General features: G+C 66.0%; 16 protein-coding genes. 10 read left to right on the top strand and 6 right to left on the bottom strand.

Annotated elements, in window-relative coordinates:
* Nucleotides 1-1,692 (bottom strand): type VI secretion system Vgr family protein (locus tag BMW75_RS08760; protein ID WP_139208508.1); only part of this gene is annotated, 1,692 nt, incomplete at its 3' end.
* Nucleotides 1,693-2,082: 390 nt separating this feature from the next.
* A complete protein-coding gene (gene cfa / locus BMW75_RS08755) occupies nucleotides 2,083-3,273 on the bottom strand; it encodes a cyclopropane fatty acyl phospholipid synthase (RefSeq protein ID WP_083714301.1) in 1,191 nt (396 codons plus the stop codon).
* 335 nt (nucleotides 3,274-3,608) lie between these two features.
* Between cfa and BMW75_RS08750 the strand changes: the two genes are divergently transcribed.
* From BMW75_RS08750 to greB, 3 genes are all read left to right on the top strand, one after another.
* Nucleotides 3,609-4,475 (top strand): alpha/beta fold hydrolase, encoded by an 867-nt coding sequence (locus BMW75_RS08750; protein WP_254791971.1) that lies wholly within the window; start codon nucleotides 3,609-3,611, stop codon nucleotides 4,473-4,475.
* Between the two features lie 68 nt (nucleotides 4,476-4,543).
* The gene (locus tag BMW75_RS08745) at nucleotides 4,544-5,389 is read left to right on the top strand and encodes a 3',5'-nucleoside bisphosphate phosphatase (protein WP_076520456.1); all 846 of its coding nucleotides are present in this window, start codon (nucleotides 4,544-4,546) and stop codon (nucleotides 5,387-5,389) included.
* Nucleotides 5,390-5,457: 68 nt separating this feature from the next.
* Nucleotides 5,458-6,009 (top strand): transcription elongation factor GreB, encoded by a 552-nt coding sequence (greB, locus tag BMW75_RS08740; protein ID WP_092578592.1) that lies wholly within the window; start codon nucleotides 5,458-5,460, stop codon nucleotides 6,007-6,009.
* Between the two features lie 129 nt (nucleotides 6,010-6,138).
* Here greB and BMW75_RS08735 read toward each other — a convergent pair whose 3' ends face one another.
* The 3 genes from BMW75_RS08735 to BMW75_RS08725 all read right to left on the bottom strand — a co-directional run bounded on the left by BMW75_RS08735 (nucleotide 6,139) and on the right by BMW75_RS08725 (nucleotide 9,085).
* Nucleotides 6,139-7,167 (bottom strand): DctP family TRAP transporter solute-binding subunit, encoded by a 1,029-nt coding sequence (locus tag BMW75_RS08735; RefSeq protein ID WP_076520458.1) that lies wholly within the window; start codon nucleotides 7,165-7,167, stop codon nucleotides 6,139-6,141.
* Between the two features lie 80 nt (nucleotides 7,168-7,247).
* Nucleotides 7,248-8,546, bottom strand: a complete 1,299-nt coding sequence (locus tag BMW75_RS08730) for a TRAP transporter large permease (protein ID WP_092578590.1) — start codon at nucleotides 8,544-8,546, stop codon at nucleotides 7,248-7,250.
* On the bottom strand, nucleotides 8,543-9,085 hold the full coding sequence (locus tag BMW75_RS08725; RefSeq protein WP_092578588.1) for a TRAP transporter small permease: 543 nt from the start codon (nucleotides 9,083-9,085) through the stop codon (nucleotides 8,543-8,545). Before BMW75_RS08725 ends, BMW75_RS08730 begins: the two co-directional genes overlap by 4 nt.
* Nucleotides 9,086-9,444: 359 nt before the next feature.
* Between BMW75_RS08725 and purL the strand changes: the two genes are divergently transcribed.
* Nucleotides 9,445-13,494, top strand: coding sequence for a phosphoribosylformylglycinamidine synthase (gene purL / locus BMW75_RS08720; protein ID WP_092578586.1), 4,050 nt, complete (start codon nucleotides 9,445-9,447; stop codon nucleotides 13,492-13,494).
* Between the two features lie 112 nt (nucleotides 13,495-13,606).
* Here purL and BMW75_RS08715 read toward each other — a convergent pair whose 3' ends face one another.
* The gene (locus BMW75_RS08715; protein WP_092578584.1) at nucleotides 13,607-14,530 is read right to left on the bottom strand and encodes a LysR family transcriptional regulator; all 924 of its coding nucleotides are present in this window, start codon (nucleotides 14,528-14,530) and stop codon (nucleotides 13,607-13,609) included.
* Nucleotides 14,531-14,701: 171 nt separating this feature from the next.
* Between BMW75_RS08715 and BMW75_RS08710 the strand changes: the two genes are divergently transcribed.
* From BMW75_RS08710 to BMW75_RS08685, 6 genes are all read left to right on the top strand, one after another.
* Nucleotides 14,702-15,913, top strand: a complete 1,212-nt coding sequence (locus BMW75_RS08710) for an ABC transporter substrate-binding protein (protein WP_371466827.1) — start codon at nucleotides 14,702-14,704, stop codon at nucleotides 15,911-15,913.
* Nucleotides 15,914-15,989: 76 nt separating this feature from the next.
* Nucleotides 15,990-16,505 carry a thiamine pyrophosphate-binding protein gene (locus BMW75_RS08705; RefSeq protein ID WP_092578582.1) on the top strand — a complete coding sequence of 172 codons (516 nt, stop codon included), beginning with the start codon at nucleotides 15,990-15,992 and terminating at the stop codon, nucleotides 16,503-16,505.
* A 15-nt stretch (nucleotides 16,506-16,520) separates the two neighbouring features.
* Nucleotides 16,521-17,117, top strand: a complete 597-nt coding sequence (locus BMW75_RS08700; protein ID WP_076520464.1) for a thiamine pyrophosphate-dependent enzyme — start codon at nucleotides 16,521-16,523, stop codon at nucleotides 17,115-17,117.
* 34 nt (nucleotides 17,118-17,151) lie between these two features.
* Entirely contained in the window at nucleotides 17,152-18,579 is a 1,428-nt protein-coding gene (locus BMW75_RS08695) for an aldehyde dehydrogenase family protein (protein ID WP_092578580.1), read from the top strand.
* Between the two features lie 15 nt (nucleotides 18,580-18,594).
* Nucleotides 18,595-19,545: an NAD(P)-dependent oxidoreductase gene (locus BMW75_RS08690; protein WP_092578578.1), complete on the top strand. Its 951-nt coding sequence runs from the start codon at nucleotides 18,595-18,597 to the stop codon at nucleotides 19,543-19,545.
* A 160-nt stretch (nucleotides 19,546-19,705) separates the two neighbouring features.
* Complete coding sequence (locus BMW75_RS08685) at nucleotides 19,706-21,337, top strand: methyl-accepting chemotaxis protein (RefSeq protein WP_092578576.1); 1,632 nt, start codon at nucleotides 19,706-19,708, stop codon at nucleotides 21,335-21,337.
* The last annotated feature ends 97 nt before the right edge of the window (nucleotides 21,338-21,434 follow it).

Below are 21,434 nucleotides of genomic sequence, written 5' to 3'. Positions count from 1 at the left end.
ATTGGCGCGCATCTCGGTGGTGAGCAGCAGGCCGCCGCCTGCGCGCAACACGCCATGCGCGTCCGTGCGCAATTCGAAGCCTTGGCCGCGCGGCACGCCGCCCGATGGCCTGGGGTGGGTGAGATAGCCAAGGTTGAGCGCCGTGGCCGCGTGTTCGCTCATCAGCGCGGCGCTGATCTGGCCCGAGGTGTCGTCCAGGCGCAGCTCGTTGGCCCGGCTGCCCTTGTGCTCCTTGGTCTTGACGGTGTTCAGGATGTTGTGGCGGGGCAGCGCGTACGGCGGCAGGTTGGTCGCCCGATACGTCCTGCCCGTGATGATGGGCTGGTCGCAATCCCCATCCAGGAAGTCCACGATCACTTCCTGGCCGATGCGCGGGATGGCCATATGGCCCCAGGCCGCACCGGCCCAGTTCTGCGAGACGCGGATCCAGCAGGAGCTGTGTTCGTCATTGCGGCCCAATCGGTCCCAGGGGAACTGGACCTTCACGCGGCCGTATGCATCGCAGTAGATCTCTTCGTTGGCGGGCCCGACGACCGAGGCGATCTGCGGGCCGTCGATGCGGGGTTTGGGGGCCGGTTCCGGCTTCCAGTCCACCTTGTCCGGCACGATGTCGGCGGTGTAGCGGTATTGGGTGCCTTGCGCGGCGTCGGCGCCTTCTTCCTGCTGGCTGGTGTGCTGGATGCCGTGGTGCTGCATGCGCACCGGGCGCCAGCCGTGGTTCCAGTCTTCGCGCGGGTGGCCGGTCAGGTCGAACGCCACGCCGGGTACGAGGCGCGCGTCGTCGCCTTCGACACGGGCCATGCGGGCGTCGCGCCGTAGACCGAGGAGGCGGCTGTGGGTGAAGGGCTTGCCGGCTTCGTCCCGCTTGTAGCGGCCGGGGTAGTCGTAGCGTTCGTAGCGGGAATCCTGGTGATCCAGTTCGCGCGCTAACGCCGAATGCTCTTGGTCGTACTGTGGGTGGGTGTAGGTGTAGTCGCGTTGCGTCTGGCGCGCGGTGCGCACGTGTTCGGCGTACGTGAATCGGCGCAGTGCGGGCTCGGGTTGATCGCCGCCGGGTGTGGGGTTGTAGGTGACCGGTCCCCCATCGATCGCGCCATGGACGTAGATGCGATCACCGTGGATCAGGCGGTGGCCCTTGTCGGTGTGTTCGAAGCGGTAGAAGAATCCCTCTTCGGCCGCGAGCCGGTCTAGGAACCGCAGGTCCGTGTCGCCGGCTTGGACACAGTATTCGCGTGGGAGGTATTCGTGGGTCGTGACCTGTTCATAGTCCGTGATGCCGTGGGACTTGATGACCTGATCCACGATCTCCGGCACCGACTGCTGCTGGAAGATGCGCCAGTCGGAGCACAGCGACGCGCGCGCCAGCGCAGGTTCGACGACGGCCCGGTAGCGGGTGCGGCGAAAGCCCGTGTCGCCCTGTTCAAACCCCGTGACGATGCCGTGAACGTGGCGCACAGGCGCAGCCCCGCGCCAGATCGTGAAGAGCGCGGGCTGGTCCAGCAGCACGCCAAATTCCACGGCCGCATCGAAGCTGGACAACTCCACGCGCAAGAGAAAGGTCTCGCACAAGGCTTCGTCCAGCGTGAACTCGATGACATCGAATTCCACGCCGGCGGCGGACGGAGAAAGCGTGAACCGCAGATCCGATGATCGGGGAGCGTGATGGGCGTGGGTGCCGCGCAGGTTTCGCATGACGGAGTCCGGTGTCGACGCCAAGGCCCGAAGACGAGGCCCAAGGCATTCCGGTTGAGGGAATGCGGCGACATATGCGAAATCCGTGCCAGGTTGCGTGGCGCGTGGAAAACCAATGAGAAATCAGGGGCTTAGGGCTGAATCCGGCACGAATCAGCCTGCCTTGCGGCATTGCGGCCCGTGAAAAGCCGCGATCTGAACGAAAAATCGGGCCAAATTTGACCCGATCATCGATAAGTTATTGATAAATAAGAAAACATATCGGGCCAGATTTGGCCCAGGCGGGTCAAATCTGGCCCGCCTGGGTTCACGGAACGAGTCTGGAAACTTGCCATCAACGCATTCCCGTGCCGCACTCCTGCAGGCGGATCGAGGCGCCAGCCACTCGCGTCAGCGCAACGACCGATACGTCTCCTGCCGCTGCGGATGCGTCAGCACCACCTGCCAGAGCTGGCCCTCGCGCGACCGGAAGAACCCGGCGCAACACATCAGGTAGTACTTCCACATCCGGTAGAACCGGGTGCCGTAGCGCGGTTCCAGTGCGGGCCAGGCGCGCTCGAAGCGCTCCCACCAGGCCATCAGCGTGCGGTCATAGTCGGCGCCGAAGTTGTGCCAGTCTTCGATGATGAAGCGGTTTTCCACGGCGGTCGTGATCTCGCGCGCCGACGGCAGCTTGCCGTTCGGGAAGACGTAGCGGTCGATCCACGGATCGGTGCTCTGGCTGGTGGCGGCGATGCCGATCGTGTGCAGCAGGAATACGCCTTCCGGCGCCATCAGCCGCTGCACATGGGTGAAGTAGGTGTCGTAGTTCTTCGGGCCGACGTGTTCGAACATGCCCACCGAGACCACCTTGTCGAAGCGGCCCTGCAGGTCCCGGTAGTCCTGCAGCAGCAGTTCCACCGGCAGGCCCTTCACGCGTTCCTGCGCCAGGGCAAGCTGCTCCTTGGACACCGTGACGCCCGTGACCTTGACGCCATAGCGCTCGGCCGCGAACTTGGCCAGTCCCCCCCAGCCGCAGCCAATGTCCAGCAGCGTCTCGCCTTCTTTCAGTTGCAGCTTTCGGCAGATCATGTCCAGCTTGGCGACCTGCGCCTCTTCCAGCGTCTGGGCATGTTCCCAGTAGGCGCAGGAGTAGATCATCCGGCTGTCCAGCATGGCTTCGAACACGTCGTTGCCCGCGTCGTAGTGCTGTTCGCCGACTTCGAACGCCCGGTGCTTGGACTGCAGGTTGAACAGCTTGTGGCGCAGGTGTTCGGCAATCAGCTTGATGCGCGCCACGCCCAGGGCCGCCGATCCCATGTCGGCGCGCAGCAGGCGCGTGAACAGTTCGTCCAGCGCGTCGCAGTCCCATTCGCCATCCATGTAGGATTCGCCCAGTCCCAATGACCAGCTGGCGAACACCCGCTCGTACATGTGCTTGTCATGAACCTGCATATCCCACGGCCGCGAGCCGTTGATCTGCACGTCGGCGCGCGCCATCAGGTCCTGCAGGACCTTGGGGGGGGCGGGGGGAGGGGAGGCGGTGCTGGGTTGACCGGCAGGCTGGTCGGTCAGCGGAGAAAGGGGACTGCTTTGCTGCATACGGACTCCATATCAATTTTGGGATGACTGATCTGGCAATGCCTGAAGCTTTTTACTGTGCGCCCTGAAGGGTGTGCAACTCCAATTTAATGATTGCATCGCGCCCATAGCCCAGGGCAATGTCCGGCGCGCTGGGGCCAGCCGGGCGCGGTGCGGTTGCAAGGATCGTAGCCACGACCGGCGCGATAGTCCAGAGCAGTCCGTACCGGGCTCCTATAACATAGCGGCCAGAGCGCGCCGCCGTGCGCAGATCCGTGGAGTCGATAGAAGTGGAAGCCCGCCTGGAACCCCGTTTGGATTTCGTCAACTGCGCCAGCCCGGCCGGCCTGCATCGCATGGCCTATTGGGAGTGGGGCGATCCCGCCAACGACCGCGTGCTGCTCTGCGTGCATGGCCTGACCCGCAGCGGGCGCGATTTCGATGCGCTGGCGCGCCGGCTGGCTGGCCATTACCGCGTGGTCTGCCCCGACGTGGTGGGACGCGGCCGGTCGGACTGGCTGGTCAATCCGGCGTTCTACACCGTGCCGCAGTACGTGGCGGACATGGTGACCCTCATCGCGCGCCTGCGGCCCGCCAACCTGTCCTGGGTGGGCACGTCGATGGGCGGACTGATCGGCATGGCGCTGTCGGGCGCCGCCGCCTTTGCCAAGGCCATGCTGGCGATGCGCCCGCATGCCGGGATGTTGCCGCCCGCCCAGGGCCTGCGGCTGGACAAGATGGTGCTCAACGACGTGGGGCCGCGCCTGGAGAACGGCGCGCTGTCGCGGATTGGCCAATACGTGGGCGCGCCGGGGGAGTTCGCCACGTTCGAAGAGGCGGTGGCCACGATGCGCGCCAACTCCGAAACCTTCGGTCCGCACACCGACGCCCAGTGGGCTGAACTGGCCAGGCACCTGTACCCGGAACAGGGGGGAAAGTGGGTCAAGCATTACGATCTGGCGATCGCCCAGGTCCTGGCGGCGCAGACGCCGGAAGAACTGGCCGCGGGCGAGCAGCTCTTGTGGCGGTCCTATGATGCCCTGGATTGCCCGATCCTGGTCGTGCGCGGCGAACTTTCCGATCTGCTGACGCGCGCCACCGTCGACGAAATGCTCAAGCGCAACCCGCGCTCGCGGGCGCACGAGGTGGCCGGCGTGGGCCACGCGCCGACGCTGATCGCGCACGAGCAGGTGGAGCCGGTGGCGGATTTCCTGCTGGGCTGACCGGCGCGCGGCAATGTGGGGACGGCACGGAGCTAGGCGTGCCGCCGGGCCTTCTCTACAATAGCCGCATGAAATCGCCCACCTTGAACATAGACCTGCATTGCCATTCCACCGTCTCGGACGGCGCGCTCGCGCCCCGGGACGTGGCGCAGCGGGCGTTCGCCAATGGCGTCGATGTCTGGGCGTTGACCGACCATGACGAAGTCGGCGGCATCGCCGAGGCCGCCGCCGCGGCCCAGGAACTGGGCATGCGCTTTGCCACGGGGGTCGAGATCTCCGTCACCTGGGCCGGCCTGACCGTGCATATCGTGGGCCTGCGCTTCGATCCCGACAACGCGACGCTCATCGAAGGCCTGCGCAAGACGCGCTCCGGCCGCGCCGAGCGTGCCCGACGCATCGGCGAACGCCTGGCGGACATGGGCATGCCGGGCGCCTACGAAGGCGCGCTGCCCTTCGCCGGCAATCCCGAACTGATCAGCCGCACCCATTTTGCGCGCTACCTGGTGCAAGCCGGCTATTGCCCCGACGTGCAGACCGTTTTCAACAAACACCTGGGCGACGATTGCCCCGGCCATGTGCCCATGCAGTGGGCCACGCTGGCCGATGCCGTCGGCTGGATACGCGGCGCGGGCGGGCAGGCCGTCATTGCGCATCCCGGCCGCTACAAGTACACGCCGCTGCAGTTCGCCGCGCTGTTCGACGAATTCCTGCAGTTGGGCGGCGTGGGCATCGAGGTCAACACGGGCAGCCATACCGTCGAAGAGGCCCGCCAGTACGCCGACGTGGCGCGCCGCTACGGGTTCCTGGCCTCGCGCGGGTCGGACTTCCACAGTCCCAAGGAAAGCCGGATGGACCTGGGCTGCCTGCCGCCCCTGCCATCCGACCTGAAACCGGTCTGGCACGACTGGTTCTGACGCGGGCGGCCCTGGCCGCCCATCCTGCAAGCCATCGACAGTGATCGCGCCATCGCGACGCAACCGCCATGAACAAAGCATTTGTTAAAGAGTCCGACCACGAGGACGACGACGATCTGCCGCAGGCCCAGGCGCTGCCGGCCGGCACCAAGAACTACATGACGCCCGAGGGCTACGAACGCCTGCGCGCTGAATTGACGCAGCTCATGAACGTGGAGCGTCCGGCTGTCGTGCAGGTGGTGTCGTGGGCCGCGTCCAACGGCGACCGCTCGGAAAACGGCGATTACCTCTACGGCAAGAAGCGCCTGCGCGAGATCGACCGGCGCATGCGCTTTTTGACCAAGCGGCTGGACATCGCCGAGGTCGTCGATCCCAAGGCCCAGCCCAATCGCGACCAGGCCTTCTTCGGCGCAACCGTCGTCTATGTGGACAAGGCGGGCGAGGAGCACACCGTCACCATCGTGGGCGTGGACGAAGCCGAACCCCTGGCTGGCAAGATCAGCTGGATTTCGCCGGTGGCGCGCGCGCTGATCAAGGCGCGCGAAGGCGACACGGTGGTGCTGCGCACGCCTGCGGGGATCGACGAACTGGATATCCTGGAAGTCAGGTATCCGGAGTAGGGGGCAAAAAATAACGGGCGCCGGTTTGTGGCCGGCGCCCGTGCGGTGGGCGGGATTCTGGCGTCCCTGCCTCGGTTGGCGGCTTGCGCCGCCGGTTCCCCTGGGGCTTGCTGCGAATCTTGCGCGGGTTTACTTCTTGCGTTCGGCGATGGACTTTTCGGCCTTGTTGACCAGGTCTTCGCCGATCTGCTTTTTCCACTTTTCGTAGACGGGCTTGGTGGCCTTCACGAACGCGTCGTGGTCCGCCTGCGACAGCGTGGTCACGGTGACGCCGTGGCCGGCGATTTCCTTGAGCAGCGACGGATCTTCAGGCGTGACGCCCTTGCGCGCGATCACGATCTGCTGCTTGCCGGCGTCCAGCGCGGCCTGGCGCACGATGTCGCGGTCCTTTTCCGACCATGAATTCCAGACTTCGCGGTTGACCACGAAGATCAGCGGATCGGCCACGTAGTTCCACAGCGTCAGGTATTTCTGGCCCACGGTGTAGAGCTTGGACCCGGTATAGATCGACAGCGGGTTCTCCTGGCCGTCCACCGCGCCGCTCGCCAGCGCGGGCTGCGCGTCCGCCCAGCTCATCTGCGTGGGATTGGCGCCCAGGGCGGTGAAGGTGTCGATATACAGCGGCGAGCCCACCACGCGCAGCTTCATGCCCTTCATGTCGTCAGGCTGCTTGATCTCCCGCTTGGAGTTGCTGACCTGGCGGTAGCCGTTTTCGCCCCAGGCCAGCGGCACCACGCCCGCCTTTTCAATGAGCTTGAACATGTCTTTGCCGACGTCGCCCTGCACCAGGGCGTCGATCGCCGCGTAATCGGGCATCAGGAAGGGCAGGGAGAACAGGTTGAGCTGCTTGACCTGCGGCGACCAGTTGATGGTCGATCCCACGGCCATGTCGATCACGCCCTGGCGGATCGCCGTGAACTCGCGCGTCTGGTCGCCCTGGACCAGCGAGGTGCCCGGGTAGACCTTGATGTTGATGCGGCCCTCGGTGCGCTCGCGCACCAGATCCGACCAGATCACCGCACCCTGGCCCCACGGGAAAGTGGTGCCCACGACGATGGAGAGCTTGTACTCGGGCTTGTAGTTCTGCGCGTGCGCGGGCGCCATGCCCACCACGGCGGCGGCGCACAGCGCGGCGCCGATCAGGTTGCGGAATTTCATGTTGCGTCTCCTCTCTATGCTTTCTGTTGTTGTCATCCATGGCCGGTCGTCCCTTGCGGGCCGGCCCCGTCCAGCCTCTCTCAATAACCCAGCTTGCGCGGCAGCCACAGCGCCAATTCAGGAAATGCCAGCACCGCCACCAGCACCAGGAACATCGCGCCCAGCAGCCATACCACCCAGCGCACGGTCGACTCCATCGGCACGCGCGCGATGCGGCACGACACCATCAGGTTCACGGCCAGCGGCGGGGTGAACTGGCCCAGCGCCACCTTCAAGGTCAGGATCACGCCGAACCACACCGGGTCCCAGCCGTAGGCATTGGCGATGGGCATGAGCAGCGGCACGAAGATCAGGAAGATCGAGATGCCGTCCAGGAACATCCCCACGGTCATGAGCAGCAGGATCAGCAGCGCCAGCACGCCCCACTCGCCCAGGCCGGAATTGACGATGGCGTGGGTGATCGGGTCGATCACGCTGAGCGTGGACAGCGCCCACGCGAAGATCCCGGCCAGCGTCACCACCAGCATGATCACGGCGGACAGTTCGGCGGCTTCGCGCAGGATGGTGTACAGGTCGCGCAGCTTGATCGTGCGGTGGATGAAACCGCCGACGAATAGGCCATAGAACACCGCGACGACCGCGGCCTCGGTGGGCGTGAACCAGCCCAGCCGCATGCCGCCCAGGATCAGCACCGGCGCGGCCAGGCCCCAGGACGCGTCGCGCAGGCTCTTCCAGAAGGGCGGGCGGGGCAGGTGCGCTTCCAGCGCGCCCATCTTGTACTTGCGCGACAGCCACACGGCCGGAATGATCAGGGCGAAGCCCGCCAGGATGCCGGGCACCATGCCGGCGGCGAAAAGGGCTGGCACGGAGGCGCCCGGCACCAGCACGGAATAGATGATGAAGGCCACCGACGGCGGGATCAGGATGTCGGTGGCGGCGCCGGCGGCCACCACCGAGGCCGAGAACGAGCCCGGGTAGCCGGCGCGCGACATGGCGGCGATCATCACCGCGCCGACCGCGGCGGCGCACGCCGGACCCGAGCCCGAGATGCCGCCCAGGAACATCGCCACCGCGATGGACACCAGCGGCAGCATGCCCGGGCCGCGCCCGACGATGGCGATGGCAAAGTCCACCAGCCGCTTGGCCACGCCCGAGCGGTCGAAGATGGAGCCCACCAGCACGAACATGGGAATCGCCAGCAGCGGGTACTTGGCCAGGCCGGCATAGAAATTCTGCGGCACGGTCAGAAGGCCATACCAGGGCGTGTCCAGGTTGGTCAGGACGATCGCGACCGTGCCGCCGATGCCCAGCGCCACGCCGACGGGCACGCCGATCACCATCAGGACGATGAAGACGGCAAAGAGGATGACGGCGATCATCGCTGGGCTTCCTGGCGCGCGCCGCGAGCAAGGCGGCGCAACGTGCCGATCGTGCGCAGCGAGATCGCCGCGGCCATGACCGGCAGCCAGATCGAATACCACCAGGTGGGCACGCCGATGGCCGGCGAGGTTTCCTCGTAGATGTACTCGTCCAGCACCAGTTTCACGGACAGGACGGTCAGCAGCACGAAGAAAGCCAGCACGCAGCCATTGGAGATCATCGCCAGGATGCGCTGGCGGCGCGGCGAACCCGAGTCGGCCACGATCTCGATCCGGATGTGGTGATTGCGCACGAACGCCACGCTGCCGCCGGCCATGGTCAGCACAATCAGCAGGAACACCGAAATCTCTTCGGTCCAGGCGAAGGACTGGTCGGTGAAGTAGCGCACCAGCACATTCAGGAAGGTAATGATCGCCAGCGTCGCCAGCAGGATGACGGCCAGCCAGTCCTCGATGGCCAGCGGCACCTTCACGGCGGGTTCTGTTTCTGCGGGGATGATCGGTTCGACGGGCTCGGCGGGGGCTTCTGAGCGGGACATGTGAGGCAACGGCCAGCGCGCGTAGGGCGCTTTTCTTTTGTTGGATAGGGTCGCTGCATCCTACCGTCGCGTCGCCGGGGCCGGTCTTCGTGTTTTCCCGCAATGCGGGGCCGCTGCAACATGCTGCATTGCATCAAGCCGTCGTCCATGAACCACGGCCGCCATGAGGCGGGAAGGGACGAACTTGGCGCCTACGCCCCGATATTGCTTTGCACCATGAGGGTGCAAACGTCCCGGAATTCTTTTGTAACAATGGCCAGATCGAGCCGGCGGGGCGGCCGATGAAACTCGGCTCCGGGAAAACCCCTTAAACGGGTAAAATCCCATCTTTGCACCCCTCTTTATACGGCGCCCGCATCGTGTCCCTAGTTCAGCATCTGCCTGGTTCCTCCGTCCTGTCCTCCTTTCGACGTGATCGCCTCCTGGCGCAATTGAAGGAAGCCGGCCTGCCGGTGGCCGACATATCCGCCCGCTACGAGCACTTCGTCAGCACCGACGCCGCCCTGACGGCCGAACAGCAGCAGCAACTCACCCAACTGCTGGACTACGGCACGCCCAGCACCTCCGAGGCGCCCGCCAAGAGCGTGTCCCTGCTGGTGATTCCGCGCCTGGGCACGATCTCCCCGTGGGCCAGCAAGGCCACCGATATCGCCCACAACTGCGGCCTGTCCTCGGTGCATCGCATCGAACGCGGCGTGCGCTATGTCATCACGCCAGAACGCGGCCTGCTGGGCGCCAAGTCCCTCGACGACGCCATGCTGGCGCGCGCGGCCGACTGCCTGCATGACCGCATGACCGAAACCGTGGTGGACGCCAGCTTCGACGGCCAGGCGCTGTTCCAGCCGCTGGCCGGCAAGCCGATGCGCACGGTCGACGTGCAGGCGCGCGGCGCCCAGGCCCTGGTCGAAGCCAATACCGCGCTCGGCCTGGCGCTGTCCGACGACGAAATCGAATACCTGGCCAAGTCCTTCACCGACCTGGGTCGCGACCCCACCGACGTCGAACTGATGATGTTCGCGCAGGCCAACAGCGAACACTGCCGCCACAAGATCTTCAACGCCCAGTGGGTGATCGACGGCCAGGAACAGCCCAACACGCTGTTCGGCATGATCCGCGCCACGCACAAGGCGCAGCCCCAGGGCACCGTGGTCGCCTATTCGGACAACGCCGCCATCATGGAGGGCGGCCCCGCGCAGCGCTTCCAGGCCGGCGTGCCGGGCGTGACGGGCGAGGGCGCCGACGGCGCCAAGTACATCCGCCGCGACACCACCGTCCACACGTTGATGAAGGTGGAAACCCACAACCACCCGACCGCCATCGCCCCGTTCCCCGGCGCGTCCACCGGCAACGGCGGCGAAATCCGCGACGAAGGCGCCACCGGCCGCGGCTCCAAGCCCAAGGCGGGCCTCACGGGCTTTACCGTGTCGCACCTGCGCTTCGACGACGCAATGCAGCCCTGGGAGGCCGACCACCACGGCCTGCCCGAGCGCATCGCCTCGCCGCTGTCCATCATGATCGACGGCCCCATCGGCGGCGCCGCGTTCAACAACGAATTCGGCCGTCCCAACCTGCTGGGCTACTTCCGTTCGTTCGAGCAGACCGCAGGCGGCACGCGCTGGGGCTATCACAAGCCCATCATGATCGCGGGTGGCCTGGGCAGCATCGACGCGGGCTTGACCCACAAGGACGTCATTCCGCCGGGCGCGCTGCTGATCCAGTTGGGCGGTCCGGGTTTCCGCATCGGCATGGGCGGCGGCGCCGCGTCCAGCATCAGCATGGGCAGCAACTCGGCCGAACTGGACTTCGACTCCGTCCAGCGCGGCAACCCCGAAATCGAACGCCGCGCCCAGGAAGTCATCGACCGCTGCTGGCAGCAGGCCGAGAACAACCCCATCATCGCGATCCACGACGTGGGCGCGGGCGGCCTGTCCAATGCCTTCCCGGAACTGGTCAACGACGCCGGCCGCGGCGCCATCTTTGATCTGAAGCGCGTGCCGCTCGAAGAGTCGGGCCTGTCGCCCGCCGAGATCTGGAGCAACGAATCCCAGGAACGCTACGTTCTGTCGATCCTGCCGAAGGACCTGGAACGCTTTGACGCCATCGCCCGCCGCGAACGCTGCCCGTACGCGGTGGTGGGCGTGGCCACGGAAGAGCGCCAACTGCGCGTGGTCGACGGCGAAGGCCTGCCCGGCCTGGACACGATCCGCCCGCAAGGCGACGCCGAAGTGCGTCCCGTGGACGTGCCGATCGACGTCATCCTGGGCAAGCCGCCGCGCATGACGCGCGACGTCACCCGCCTGCCCGGCGTGTCCGAGCCCCTGGACCTGGCCGGCATCGATCTCACCGAAGCCGCCTACCGCGTGCTGCGCCACCCCACGGTCGCCAACAAGTCCTTCCTCATCACCATCGGCGACCGCACTGTCGGTGGCCTGTCCAGCCGCGACCAGATGGTCGGTCCGTGGCAGGTGCCGGTGGCCGACTGCGCCGTCACGCTGGCCGACTACGAAGGCTTCCGTGGCGAAGCCATGTCGATGGGCGAACGCACGCCCATCGCCATGCTGGATGCCCCGGCCTCGGGCCGCATGGCCGTGGCCGAAGCCCTGACCAACCTGGCCGCCGCCGACGTGGCGCGCCTTGAAGACATCAAGCTGTCCGCCAACTGGATGGCCGCCTGCGGCGTCGCCGGGCAGGATGCCGCGCTGTACGACACCGTGTCCGCCGTCAGCGAACTCTGCCAGGCCACCGGCCTGTCCATTCCGGTGGGCAAGGACTCCCTGTCCATGAAGACGTCCTGGGAACAGGACGGCGAACAGCGCCAGGTCGTGGCGCCGGTGTCGCTGGTCATCACGGCGTTCGCGCCGGTGGCCGACGTGCGCGCCAGCCTGACCCCGCAACTGCGCACCGACGCCGGCGACAGTGTCCTGATCCTGATTGACCTGGGCCGTGGCCGCCACCGCATGGGCGGGTCGATCCTGGCGCAGACCTACAACCAGGTCGGCCAGACCGTGCCGGACATCGATGCGCCGCAAGACCTGCGCGCCTTCTTCGTCACCATCCGCACGCTGGCCGAAGCCGGCACCATCCTGTCCTACCACGACCGCTCCGACGGCGGCCTGTTCGCCACGCTGGTCGAAATGGCCTTCGCCGGCCGCACCGGCATCTCGGTGAACCTGGACATGCTGACCTTCGATCCGCAATCGGCGGATTGGGGCGACTACAAGATCCGTCCGGAACAAGTCGCCGTGCAGCGCGACGAACTCACCCTCAAGGCCCTGTTCTCGGAAGAGGCGGGCGCCGTGATCCAGGTGCCGGCCTCGCAGCGCGACGCCGTCATGCAAGTGCTGCGCGGCGCCGGCCTGTCGGCCCACTCGCACGTCATCGGCGGCCTGAACGGCGCCGACGAGGTCGAGTTCTACCGCGACGGCAAGAAGGTCTGGAGCCAGCCGCGCGCCGACCTGGGCCGCGCCTGGTCCGAAGTGTCCTACCGCATCATGTCTCGCCGCGACAATCCCGCGTGCGCCCAGGCTGAACTCGACGTCTGGAACGACACCAAGGATCCGGGCATGAGCCCCAACGTGTCCTTCGATCCGCAGGAAGACGTGGCCGCGCCGTTCATCAACACCGGCAAGCGCCCGCGCGTGGCGATCCTGCGCGAGCAGGGCTGCAACAGCCAGGTCGAAATGGCCTGGGCCTTCGACACCTCGGGCTTCGAAGCCATCGACGTCCACATGACCGATCTGCTGTCCGGCCGCGTGGACCTGGCGCAGATGCAGGGCCTGGTCGCCGTCGGCGGTTTCAGCTATGGCGACGTGCTGGGCGCCGGCGAAGGCTGGGCGCGCACCATCCGCTTCAACAGCAAGCTGTCCGACCAGTTCGCCGCGTATTTCGCGCGTCCCGACACCTTCGCGCTGGGCGTGTGCAACGGCTGCCAGATGATGGCCGCGCTGGCCCCGATGATCCCGGGCGCCGAATTCTGGCCTCGCTTCACGCGCAACCAGTCGGAAAAGTACGAGGCGCGCCTGTCCATGGTGGAACTGCCCAAGTCGCCCTCGATTTTCTTTGCCGGCATGGAAGGCGCCCGCGTGCCGGTCGCCGTGGCGCATGGCGAAGGCTATGCCGACTTCTCCCAGCAGGGCGACGCCAGCCGCGTGCTGGTCGCCGCGCGCTTCATCGACAACAACGGCCTAGCCACCGAAGCCTACCCGTTCAACCCGAACGGCAGCCCGGGCGGCCTGACCTCGGTCACCACCGCCGACGGCCGCTTCACGGTCATGATGCCGCACCCGGAACGCGTGACGCGCAACGTCATGATGTCGTGGGCGCCCGAGAAATGGGGCAATGCGGACACGGGCGGCGCGTACAGCCCGTGGATGCGCATCTTCCGCAATGCGCGCGCCTGGTTGAAGTAATACCGTAGCCGCTGCGGGTTCTCCCTGGAGGACTCGCCATATACACCCCGCCGCCTGGGCATCGCGCCTGGACGGTGGGGTGTTTTCATTGGGGCGCCGTCGCGCCCCGAGCCTATTTCCGGGTCTTGAGCGACTTCATGAAGCGCTGTGCGCGCGACACGGCGTCGTGCGCTTCAGCCGCAAGCGCGGCGACAAAACGCTGCGCGGCCAGGCTCAGGGGGCGGCGTGGATGATTGACCACCACCAGCTGGCGCTGCATGTCGGCGTGGATGCGTCGCACTGACAGGGCGCCCGCGTCCAGCTCGTGCGCGATGGCGCTGATGGGCAGGATGGTGGCCCAAGCGCCCGACTTAACGAGTTCCAGGGTCGGGGTCAGTGCATCCATTTCCAGGCGGGGACGCGAGCCGGGGCTGCGTTTCTTCAAGACCGGGTCGATGATCGCGCGCAGGCCCTGGCCCAATGACGGCACGATCAGCGCGTCGATGGGCAGGTCGCCGAATTCGACGTTGCGAAGCGCGCTGTCGGACGCCGTGACCAGCACCAGTTCTTCGCTGACGAGCGGCGTGGTCTCCAGGCTGCGCACCGGCTGGATCAAGTTGACGATGGCGACATCGAGCTCGCCGGCATCCAGCCGTTCCACCAGCCCGGCGCTGTAGGCCTCGGTCAAACGGATGGTGACTTCCTTGTTTTCGGCGGAGTAAAGGGAGAGGGCGCGCGGCACGATGCTGGCGCCCAGCGAAGGCACGGTGCCCACACGGATGAGGCCCGACGTGCCACCGCTCAGGTCCAGCATCCGCTGGCGCACGCTCTCGACCTCCTTGGACAGGGGCAACAGCATCTTGTAGAGGTCGACGCCCGCCGCGGTAGGCGTGACCCCCCGGCTGGAGCGCTCGAAAAGCTGGACTTTCAGCGTCTTTTCCAGCTTGGCCAGTTGCGTGCTCAGGGCCGATTGGACGATGCCCAATTCGGCTGCTGCGCGCGTCATGCCGCCGTTGCGGTACAGGCAAAGAAAGCACTCGATCTGGCGCAAATCCATGGTGTGTGGCGTGGGATGGGAAAAGCGGATTATAGGGAGGCGGACATGCGGCCGGATCCTGTCCTACGGGTTAACGATATGCAGATAATAGATTGTAGGCAGATATATTATTAAAAAAAGAGATGGCTTTGGCGATCCTGCGGCAAGGCCGACATAGCGAGGAGACAAGACGTGGAAACCAGTACGAAAGTGTTAGGTGCCGTCGCGTTGGCGGTCGTCGGCATATGTGGGGCAGGGGGCGCAAGCGCCCAAAGCGACAAGGTGAAGATCGCCTTCGTCACTGACATGAGTGGGCCGTATTCGGACTTTGACGGGGTGGGCGGGCTGGACGCGATCCGCATGGCGGTCGCGGACTTCGGCGGCAAAGTGCTGGGCAAGCCGATCGAGATTCTCTCGTCCGACCATCAGAACCGGGCCGATATCGCGTCGAACCGCGCGCGCCAATGGTGGGACCAGGACAAGGTGGACCTGGTGATCGGCGGCTCGAATTCGTCGGCCTCGCTGGCGATCAGCACGATCGCCGCCGAAAAGAAAAAGGTCTTCATCAGCGCCGGTGCGGGCGCCGACAGTCTTACCGAAGAGGCCTGCACGCCCTACACGGTGCGCTACACCTATTCCACCTCCGCGCAGGCGCGCGGCACGGCGGCCGCCATGGTCGAGCAGGGCGGCAAGAGCTGGTTCATGCTGACCGCCGACTATGCGTTCGGTTACTCGCTGGAAAAGGCCAGCATGGATGTCGTGCAGGCTAACGGCGGCTCCGTCGCGGGCTCGACCCGGCATCCGCTCAATACGTCCGACTTCTCGTCCTACCTGATGAAGGCGCAGGCATCCAAGGCACAGGTGCTGGGCCTGGCCAATGGCGGCGGAGACCTGATCAACTCGATCAAGACCGCCAAGGAATTCGGCGTCAGCGACAAAATGCGCCTGGCCGGCCTGATGGTCTTCATCACGGACATCCACAGCCTGGGCCTGGACACGACCGCAGGCATGTACCTGACCGACGGCTGGTACTGGGACCTGGACGACCGCTCGCGCGAATTCAGCAAGCGCTTCTATGAACGCAACAAGAAGATGCCCACCACGTTCCAGGCGGGCGACTACTCCGCCGTCACGACCTACCTGAAGGCCGTGGAGCGCGCCGGCACGACGGATTCGGACGCCGTCATGAACGCACTCAAGTCCATGCCGATCGACGACATGTTCACCAAGGGCTACATCCGGGCCGACGGCGCCATGGTGCATGACATGTACCTCATGCAAGTCAAGTCGGCCGCGACATCCAAGGGCGAATGGGATTACTACCAAAAGGTGGCAACGATTCCCGGCGAGCACGCCTACGCGCCCACCAAGCCCGGCATCTGCAAGCTCAACGCACGCATCTGATCCGACGCGGCACCAGCCGGCCGCTACCGGCTTGCGCCCCAAGCAGTCTTCATCCCCACACCAGAGGAAGCGAATCATGGCAGAGAGTTGGCCCGAAATGGTCTATCAAAACCTGAAGGAGGCCGGCATCACGCAGATGGCGTATGTGCCGGATGCGGGGCATAGCCAATTGATCAAGCTGTTCGAGGCGGACCCGGACGTGGAAGCGATTTCCCTCACCACGGAAGAAGAGGGCGTGGCGATGCTGGGTGGCGCCTGGCTAGGCGGCGCCAAGGGCGTGCTGCTGCTGCAATCCAGCGGGGTCGGCAACTGCGTCAACATGCTGGCCCTGGTCCAGGAATGCCGCATGCCGTTCCTGTGCCTGATCACCATGCGCGGTGAATGGGGCGAATTCAATCCTTGGCAATGTCCCATGGGCCAGTCGACCGAAGAAGCTCTGCGTGGGGCCGGCGTGTTCGTGCAGCGGGTGGCACACGGCAGCGATGTGCCGGAAGCGGTGCGCGCGGCGAGCCTGCTGGCGTTCAACTCGAACCGCGCCGTGGCCGTGGTGATCTCCCAAAGCATCCTGGGCATCAAGAACTTCAACAAGTAGGACGAGGCAACCGATATGAACGCTAGCGCGACAATGAACCGGCGGGCGGCGGTGGCCCGGATACTCGAACAACGCGGCGATGCCCTGGTGGTGGCAAGCCTGGGCAATCCCACCTATGACACCTCGGCCGCCGGCGACGACGACCGGAATTTCTATGTGTGGGGCGCGATGGGAGGCGCCTGCATGGTGGGCCTGGGGTTGGCGTTGGCGCAGCCGCGGCGCCAGGTACTGGTCTTTGCGGGCGATGGCGAGATGCTGATGGGTATGGGATCCTTCGCCACCATAGGCGTACGCGCGCCGTCGAACCTGAAGATCATCATCATCGACAACGAGCACTACGGTGAAACGGGCATGCAGCCCGCCCATTCGGGACGCGGCGTGGACATCGCAGGCATCGCCCGGGCATGCGGCATCGCCGATTGCGCCACGCTGCGCAGCGAGCGCGAACTCCAGGAGCGAATCCCTGGCCTGTACCAGCCGGGCCTGCAATGCCTGGTGCTGAAGGTGGCGGCGGCGCCCGAGCCCAGCAGCCTGCCGCCGCGCGATGGTCCCTACCTGCGCTCGCGGTTTCGCGAGGCGGTGCTGGGCAAAGGAAAAGGAGGCCATGCATGATCCAACCACGATTCATGACGAGGAGCGGACAGTGATGCAGAAAGCGAATTTCATCGATGGCGCATGGGTGGACGGCGACACCACGCTGGCGAACCTGAATCCCGCGGACCCGCAGGATGTCATCGGCCATTACGCCTGCGCGAGCGAGGCGCAGATGCGGCAGGCGCTGGAGGCCGCCCGGGCGGCTGCGCCCGCCTGGGAACGCAGCACCACGCAGGCGCGCAGCGATATCCTGTTCCGCGCCGCGAACGAGATCCTGGCGCGCAAGGAAGAGCTGGGCGCCCTGGTTTCCCGCGAAGCCGGCAAGACGCAAGCCGAAGGGCAGGGCGAAGTCGTGCGCGCCGGGCAGATATTCCAGTTTTTCGCGGGGGAGGCGGTGCGCTATGGCGGCGAGAACCTGCCGTCGGTGCGCCCTGACATCGGCGTGCAGATCAGCAGGCATCCCGTCGGCGTGGTGTCCATGATCACGCCATGGAACTTCCCGATCGCGATTCCGGCCTGGAAGATCGCGCCCGCGCTGGCCTTCGGCAACACGCTGGTGCTCAAGCCCTCCGAGCACACCCCGGGCGCCGCCTGGGAACTGTTCAATATCCTCGAGCGCGCGGGCTTGCCCCCCGGCGTCGCCAATCTCGTCAATGGCGAGGGCGCGGCGGCTGGCCGCGCCTTGCTTGACGGCGTGGACGCCGTCAGTTTCACGGGCAGCGTGGCCACCGGCCGCAAGATAGCCGCCGTGGCATCCGAGCGCATGATACGGGTACAGCTTGAGATGGGTGGCAAGAATCCGCTGGTGGTGCTCGACGACGCCGATCTGGACGTGGCTGTGGAGTGCGCCCTGAACGGCGCTTTCTATTCGGCGGGTCAGCGATGCACCGCGAGCAGCCGCCTGATCGTCGCCGACGGCATACACGATCGCTTCGTGGAAGCGCTGGCGGGACGCATGCGCAAGCTGGTGGTAGGCGACCCACGGGATCCCGCGACCCAGATCGGGCCGGTCATCAACGCGCCGCAACTGGAAAAGATCCTGGGATACATCGAACTGGGGCGCAGCGAAGGCGCTACCGTGGTTGAGGGCGGAAAGCGGGCCGACGCGCCCACGGCCGGCCACTTCCTCAGGCCGACCCTGTTCACGGGCAGCAGCAACGCGATGCGCATCAACCGGGAAGAAATCTTCGGCCCGGTCGCCGCCGTGATCCGGGTATCCGGTTACGACGAGGCCCTGCAGGTCGCCAACGACACGCCATTTGGTCTGTCGTCGGGCATTTGCACCACGTCGCACAAGCATGCGAACCATTTCCGGCTCAATGTGCGCAGCGGGTTGACGATGGTGAACCTGCCCACCGCCGGCCTGGACTATCACGTTCCCTTTGGCGGCGTGAAGGCCTCCAGCTTCGGCCCGCGTGAACAGGGGCGTTATGCGGTGGACTTCTACACGTCCACCAAGACCGCTTATATCGGCTATTGATCCATCAACCGCAGGATGATCCGGCGCGACAGACGCCGGCAGGAGACAGGTATGGAAAAGATCGGCTTTATCGGCTTGGGGCGCATGGGCAAACCCATGGCGCTGAATCTGCGCCGTGCGGGTTTCGAGCTGGTGGTGCTGGACATCAACCAGAAGGCAGTGGACGAACTGGTCACGGCCGGCGCGGCGGCAGGCGCCAGCGTGGCCGACGTGGCGCGGCAATGCGGGATCATCGTGACGATGCTGCCCTCGTCCAAGGAAGTCGAGCAGGTGGCGCTTGGCAGCGACGGAATTTTCGCTAACGCCGCCAAGGGCAGCCTGCTGATGGATATGAGCACCATTGACCCGCTGGCGACCGATCGTCTTCAGGAACAGGCGCTGGCCCTCGGCTTGACCGTGGTGGACGCGCCGGTGGGTCGCCTTGCCGAGCACGCCGACCGGGGAGAATCGCTGTTCATGGTGGGGGCAAGCGAAAGCGACTTCGCCAGGGTCCGGCCGCTGCTCGATGCCATGGGTACCACCACTTATCATTGCGGCCCGGTGGGGGCGGGCGGGCGCACCAAGCTGGTGAACAACTACGTGGCGGTCACCCTGTGCCAAGTGAACGCGGAGGCGCTTGCGTTGTCGCAGCGCTTCGGGCTGGACATCACCAAGACGCTGCAGGTGCTGTACGGCACGTCCGCCTCGAACGGGCAATTGCGAATGAACTTTCCCAACAAGGTGTTGGTGGGCGACACGGCGCCGGGTTTCACCATCGACCTGGCGCACAAGGACATGTCGCTGATTGTCGCAGCCGCGCACGCCGCCAAGGTGCCGATGCCGGTGGCTGCTGCCGTGCACGAGTCCTTTAGCCTGGCACGGGCAGGCCAGTTTGGTGGAATAGACTTTTCGGGCATTGCGGACGCCATCTGCCATTTCGCGCAGATCGAAAAGCCGCGAGTGCCGGACGGCTGGAAGCCCGGTTGAATTTCATCAGGTCCTGGCCGCACTTGCGCACGCGGTTGCCCGGGCAGCCGCGTGCGGACGTTTGGACGCCGGACGCGTTTGTAACCCAATGAGATATTTAACTTTTCATTTCATCGGGCCGTTAAAGGGATAGCGTTACGCAACCCCCGGAGTGGCTCCAATGTTCAAGAATTTAAGTATCCGCGCAATCCTGACGACCGCCCTGGGCGTCTTCTTCGCACTCTTTCTGGTGACCGGCATCGCGGTCTACCAGCAACTCACCTCCAACCGCACCTCCATCGAGGTGATGCTGGACACCAACCTGGTCCGCGCCAACGCGCTGGACGACGCGGCGTCGGACCTGCTGCGCGCCCGCGTGGTGCTGCTGGCGGCGCACAGCGCGCTGCTGGAAGGCAAGAGCCTGGACACCACGGCCAGCAACATGCAGCGCATGGACAGCTACGTCGCCAAAGCCGCCAGCCAGATCGACGCCGCGCGCAAGCTGCCGGAAACGTCGCCGCAGGGCAAGCCCCTGTTCGAGGGAGCGCTGGCCGCCTACGACGTCTACACGCGCGAAGCCATCGTCCCCTTGATCGGCGCCATCCGCGCCGGCAACGCCAAGGAGGCCGGCCGCATCAACCAGGAAAAGGTCAGCCCGCTGGGCACCCAGTTCACCCAGGCCATCCAGAAGTATGTCGACTTCGCCGACGAGATCGGCCAGCGTGTGGCCCGCGAATCCTCCGCCCGCATCAACGTCGCGATCGTGGTCCTGATCTGTCTGCTGGCGGTGGTGGCGGCGCTGGTCGTGGGCCTGTACGTGGTCTTTGGTCGCGCGGTCTTCCGTCCGCTGCAGGAAGCCGGACGCCTGTTCGACCGTATCGCCAGCGGCGACCTGACCAACCGCATCGAACAGCGCGGCAATAACGAAATCGGCGTGCTGTACGCGGCCGTCAAGCGCATGCAGGACAGCCTGGCGCGCACCGTCTCGGCCGTGCGCCTGGGCGTCGAAGAAATCCATACCGGTTCGCGCGAGATCGCCGCGGGCAACATCGACCTGTCCTCCCGCACCGAGCAGCAGGCGGCCTCGCTGGAAGAAACCGCCGCAAGCATGGACGAACTGTCGTCCACCGTGAAGAACAATGCCGAAAGCTCGCGCAGCGCGGCGCAACTGGCGATGGCGGCATCGGAAGTGGCCACGCGCGGCGGCCAGGCCGTGGGCGACGTGGTCGGCACGATGCGCGGCATCGCCGACAGCTCCCACCGCATTTCGGACATCGTCGGCGTGATCGACGGGATCGCCTTCCAGACCAACATCCTGGCGCTGAACGCCGCCGTGGAAGCGGCCCGGGCGGGCGAGCAGGGCAAGGGCTTCGCGGTGGTCGCGAGCGAAGTGCGCGCGCTGGCGCAGCGCAGCGCCGCCGCCGCCAAGGAGATCAAGACGCTGATCGACGATTCCGTGCAGAAGGTCTCGGTGGGATCGGACCAGGTGGAAGCCGCGGGCGCCACCATGCAGGAAATCGTGGCGTCGGTGCGCCGCGTGACCGACATCATCAACGAGATTTCCAGCGCCTCCGAGGAGCAGTCGCAGGGCATCGAGCAGGTGAACCAGGCGGTGTCGCAGATGGACAGCGTCACGCAGCAGAACGCGGCGCTGGTCGAGGAGGCCGCGGCGTCGGCCGCATCGCTGGAAACCCAGGCGCAGCGCCTGCGCGAGGCGGTGGCGGTCTTCAAGGTGCAATCGGGCCGCGTGATCGACGCGGACGCGCCCGCGCTGGAAAGCCGGGCTGGCGAACCGGCGCTCATCGGCGCCTGATCCTTTCCATGAAAAAGCCGGCCATGAAGGCCGGCTTGCACATCCCGGGATCCCGGTGTTCCGGGAGCCCCGGCAAAGACCCCGCTGCGCAGCACGC

It is taken from the genome of Achromobacter sp. NFACC18-2 (assembly GCF_900108985.1).
In the GTDB taxonomy this organism is placed as follows: Bacteria; Pseudomonadota; Gammaproteobacteria; order Burkholderiales; family Burkholderiaceae_B; genus Achromobacter.
This window is presented reverse-complemented; position numbering and strand designations above follow the sequence as displayed.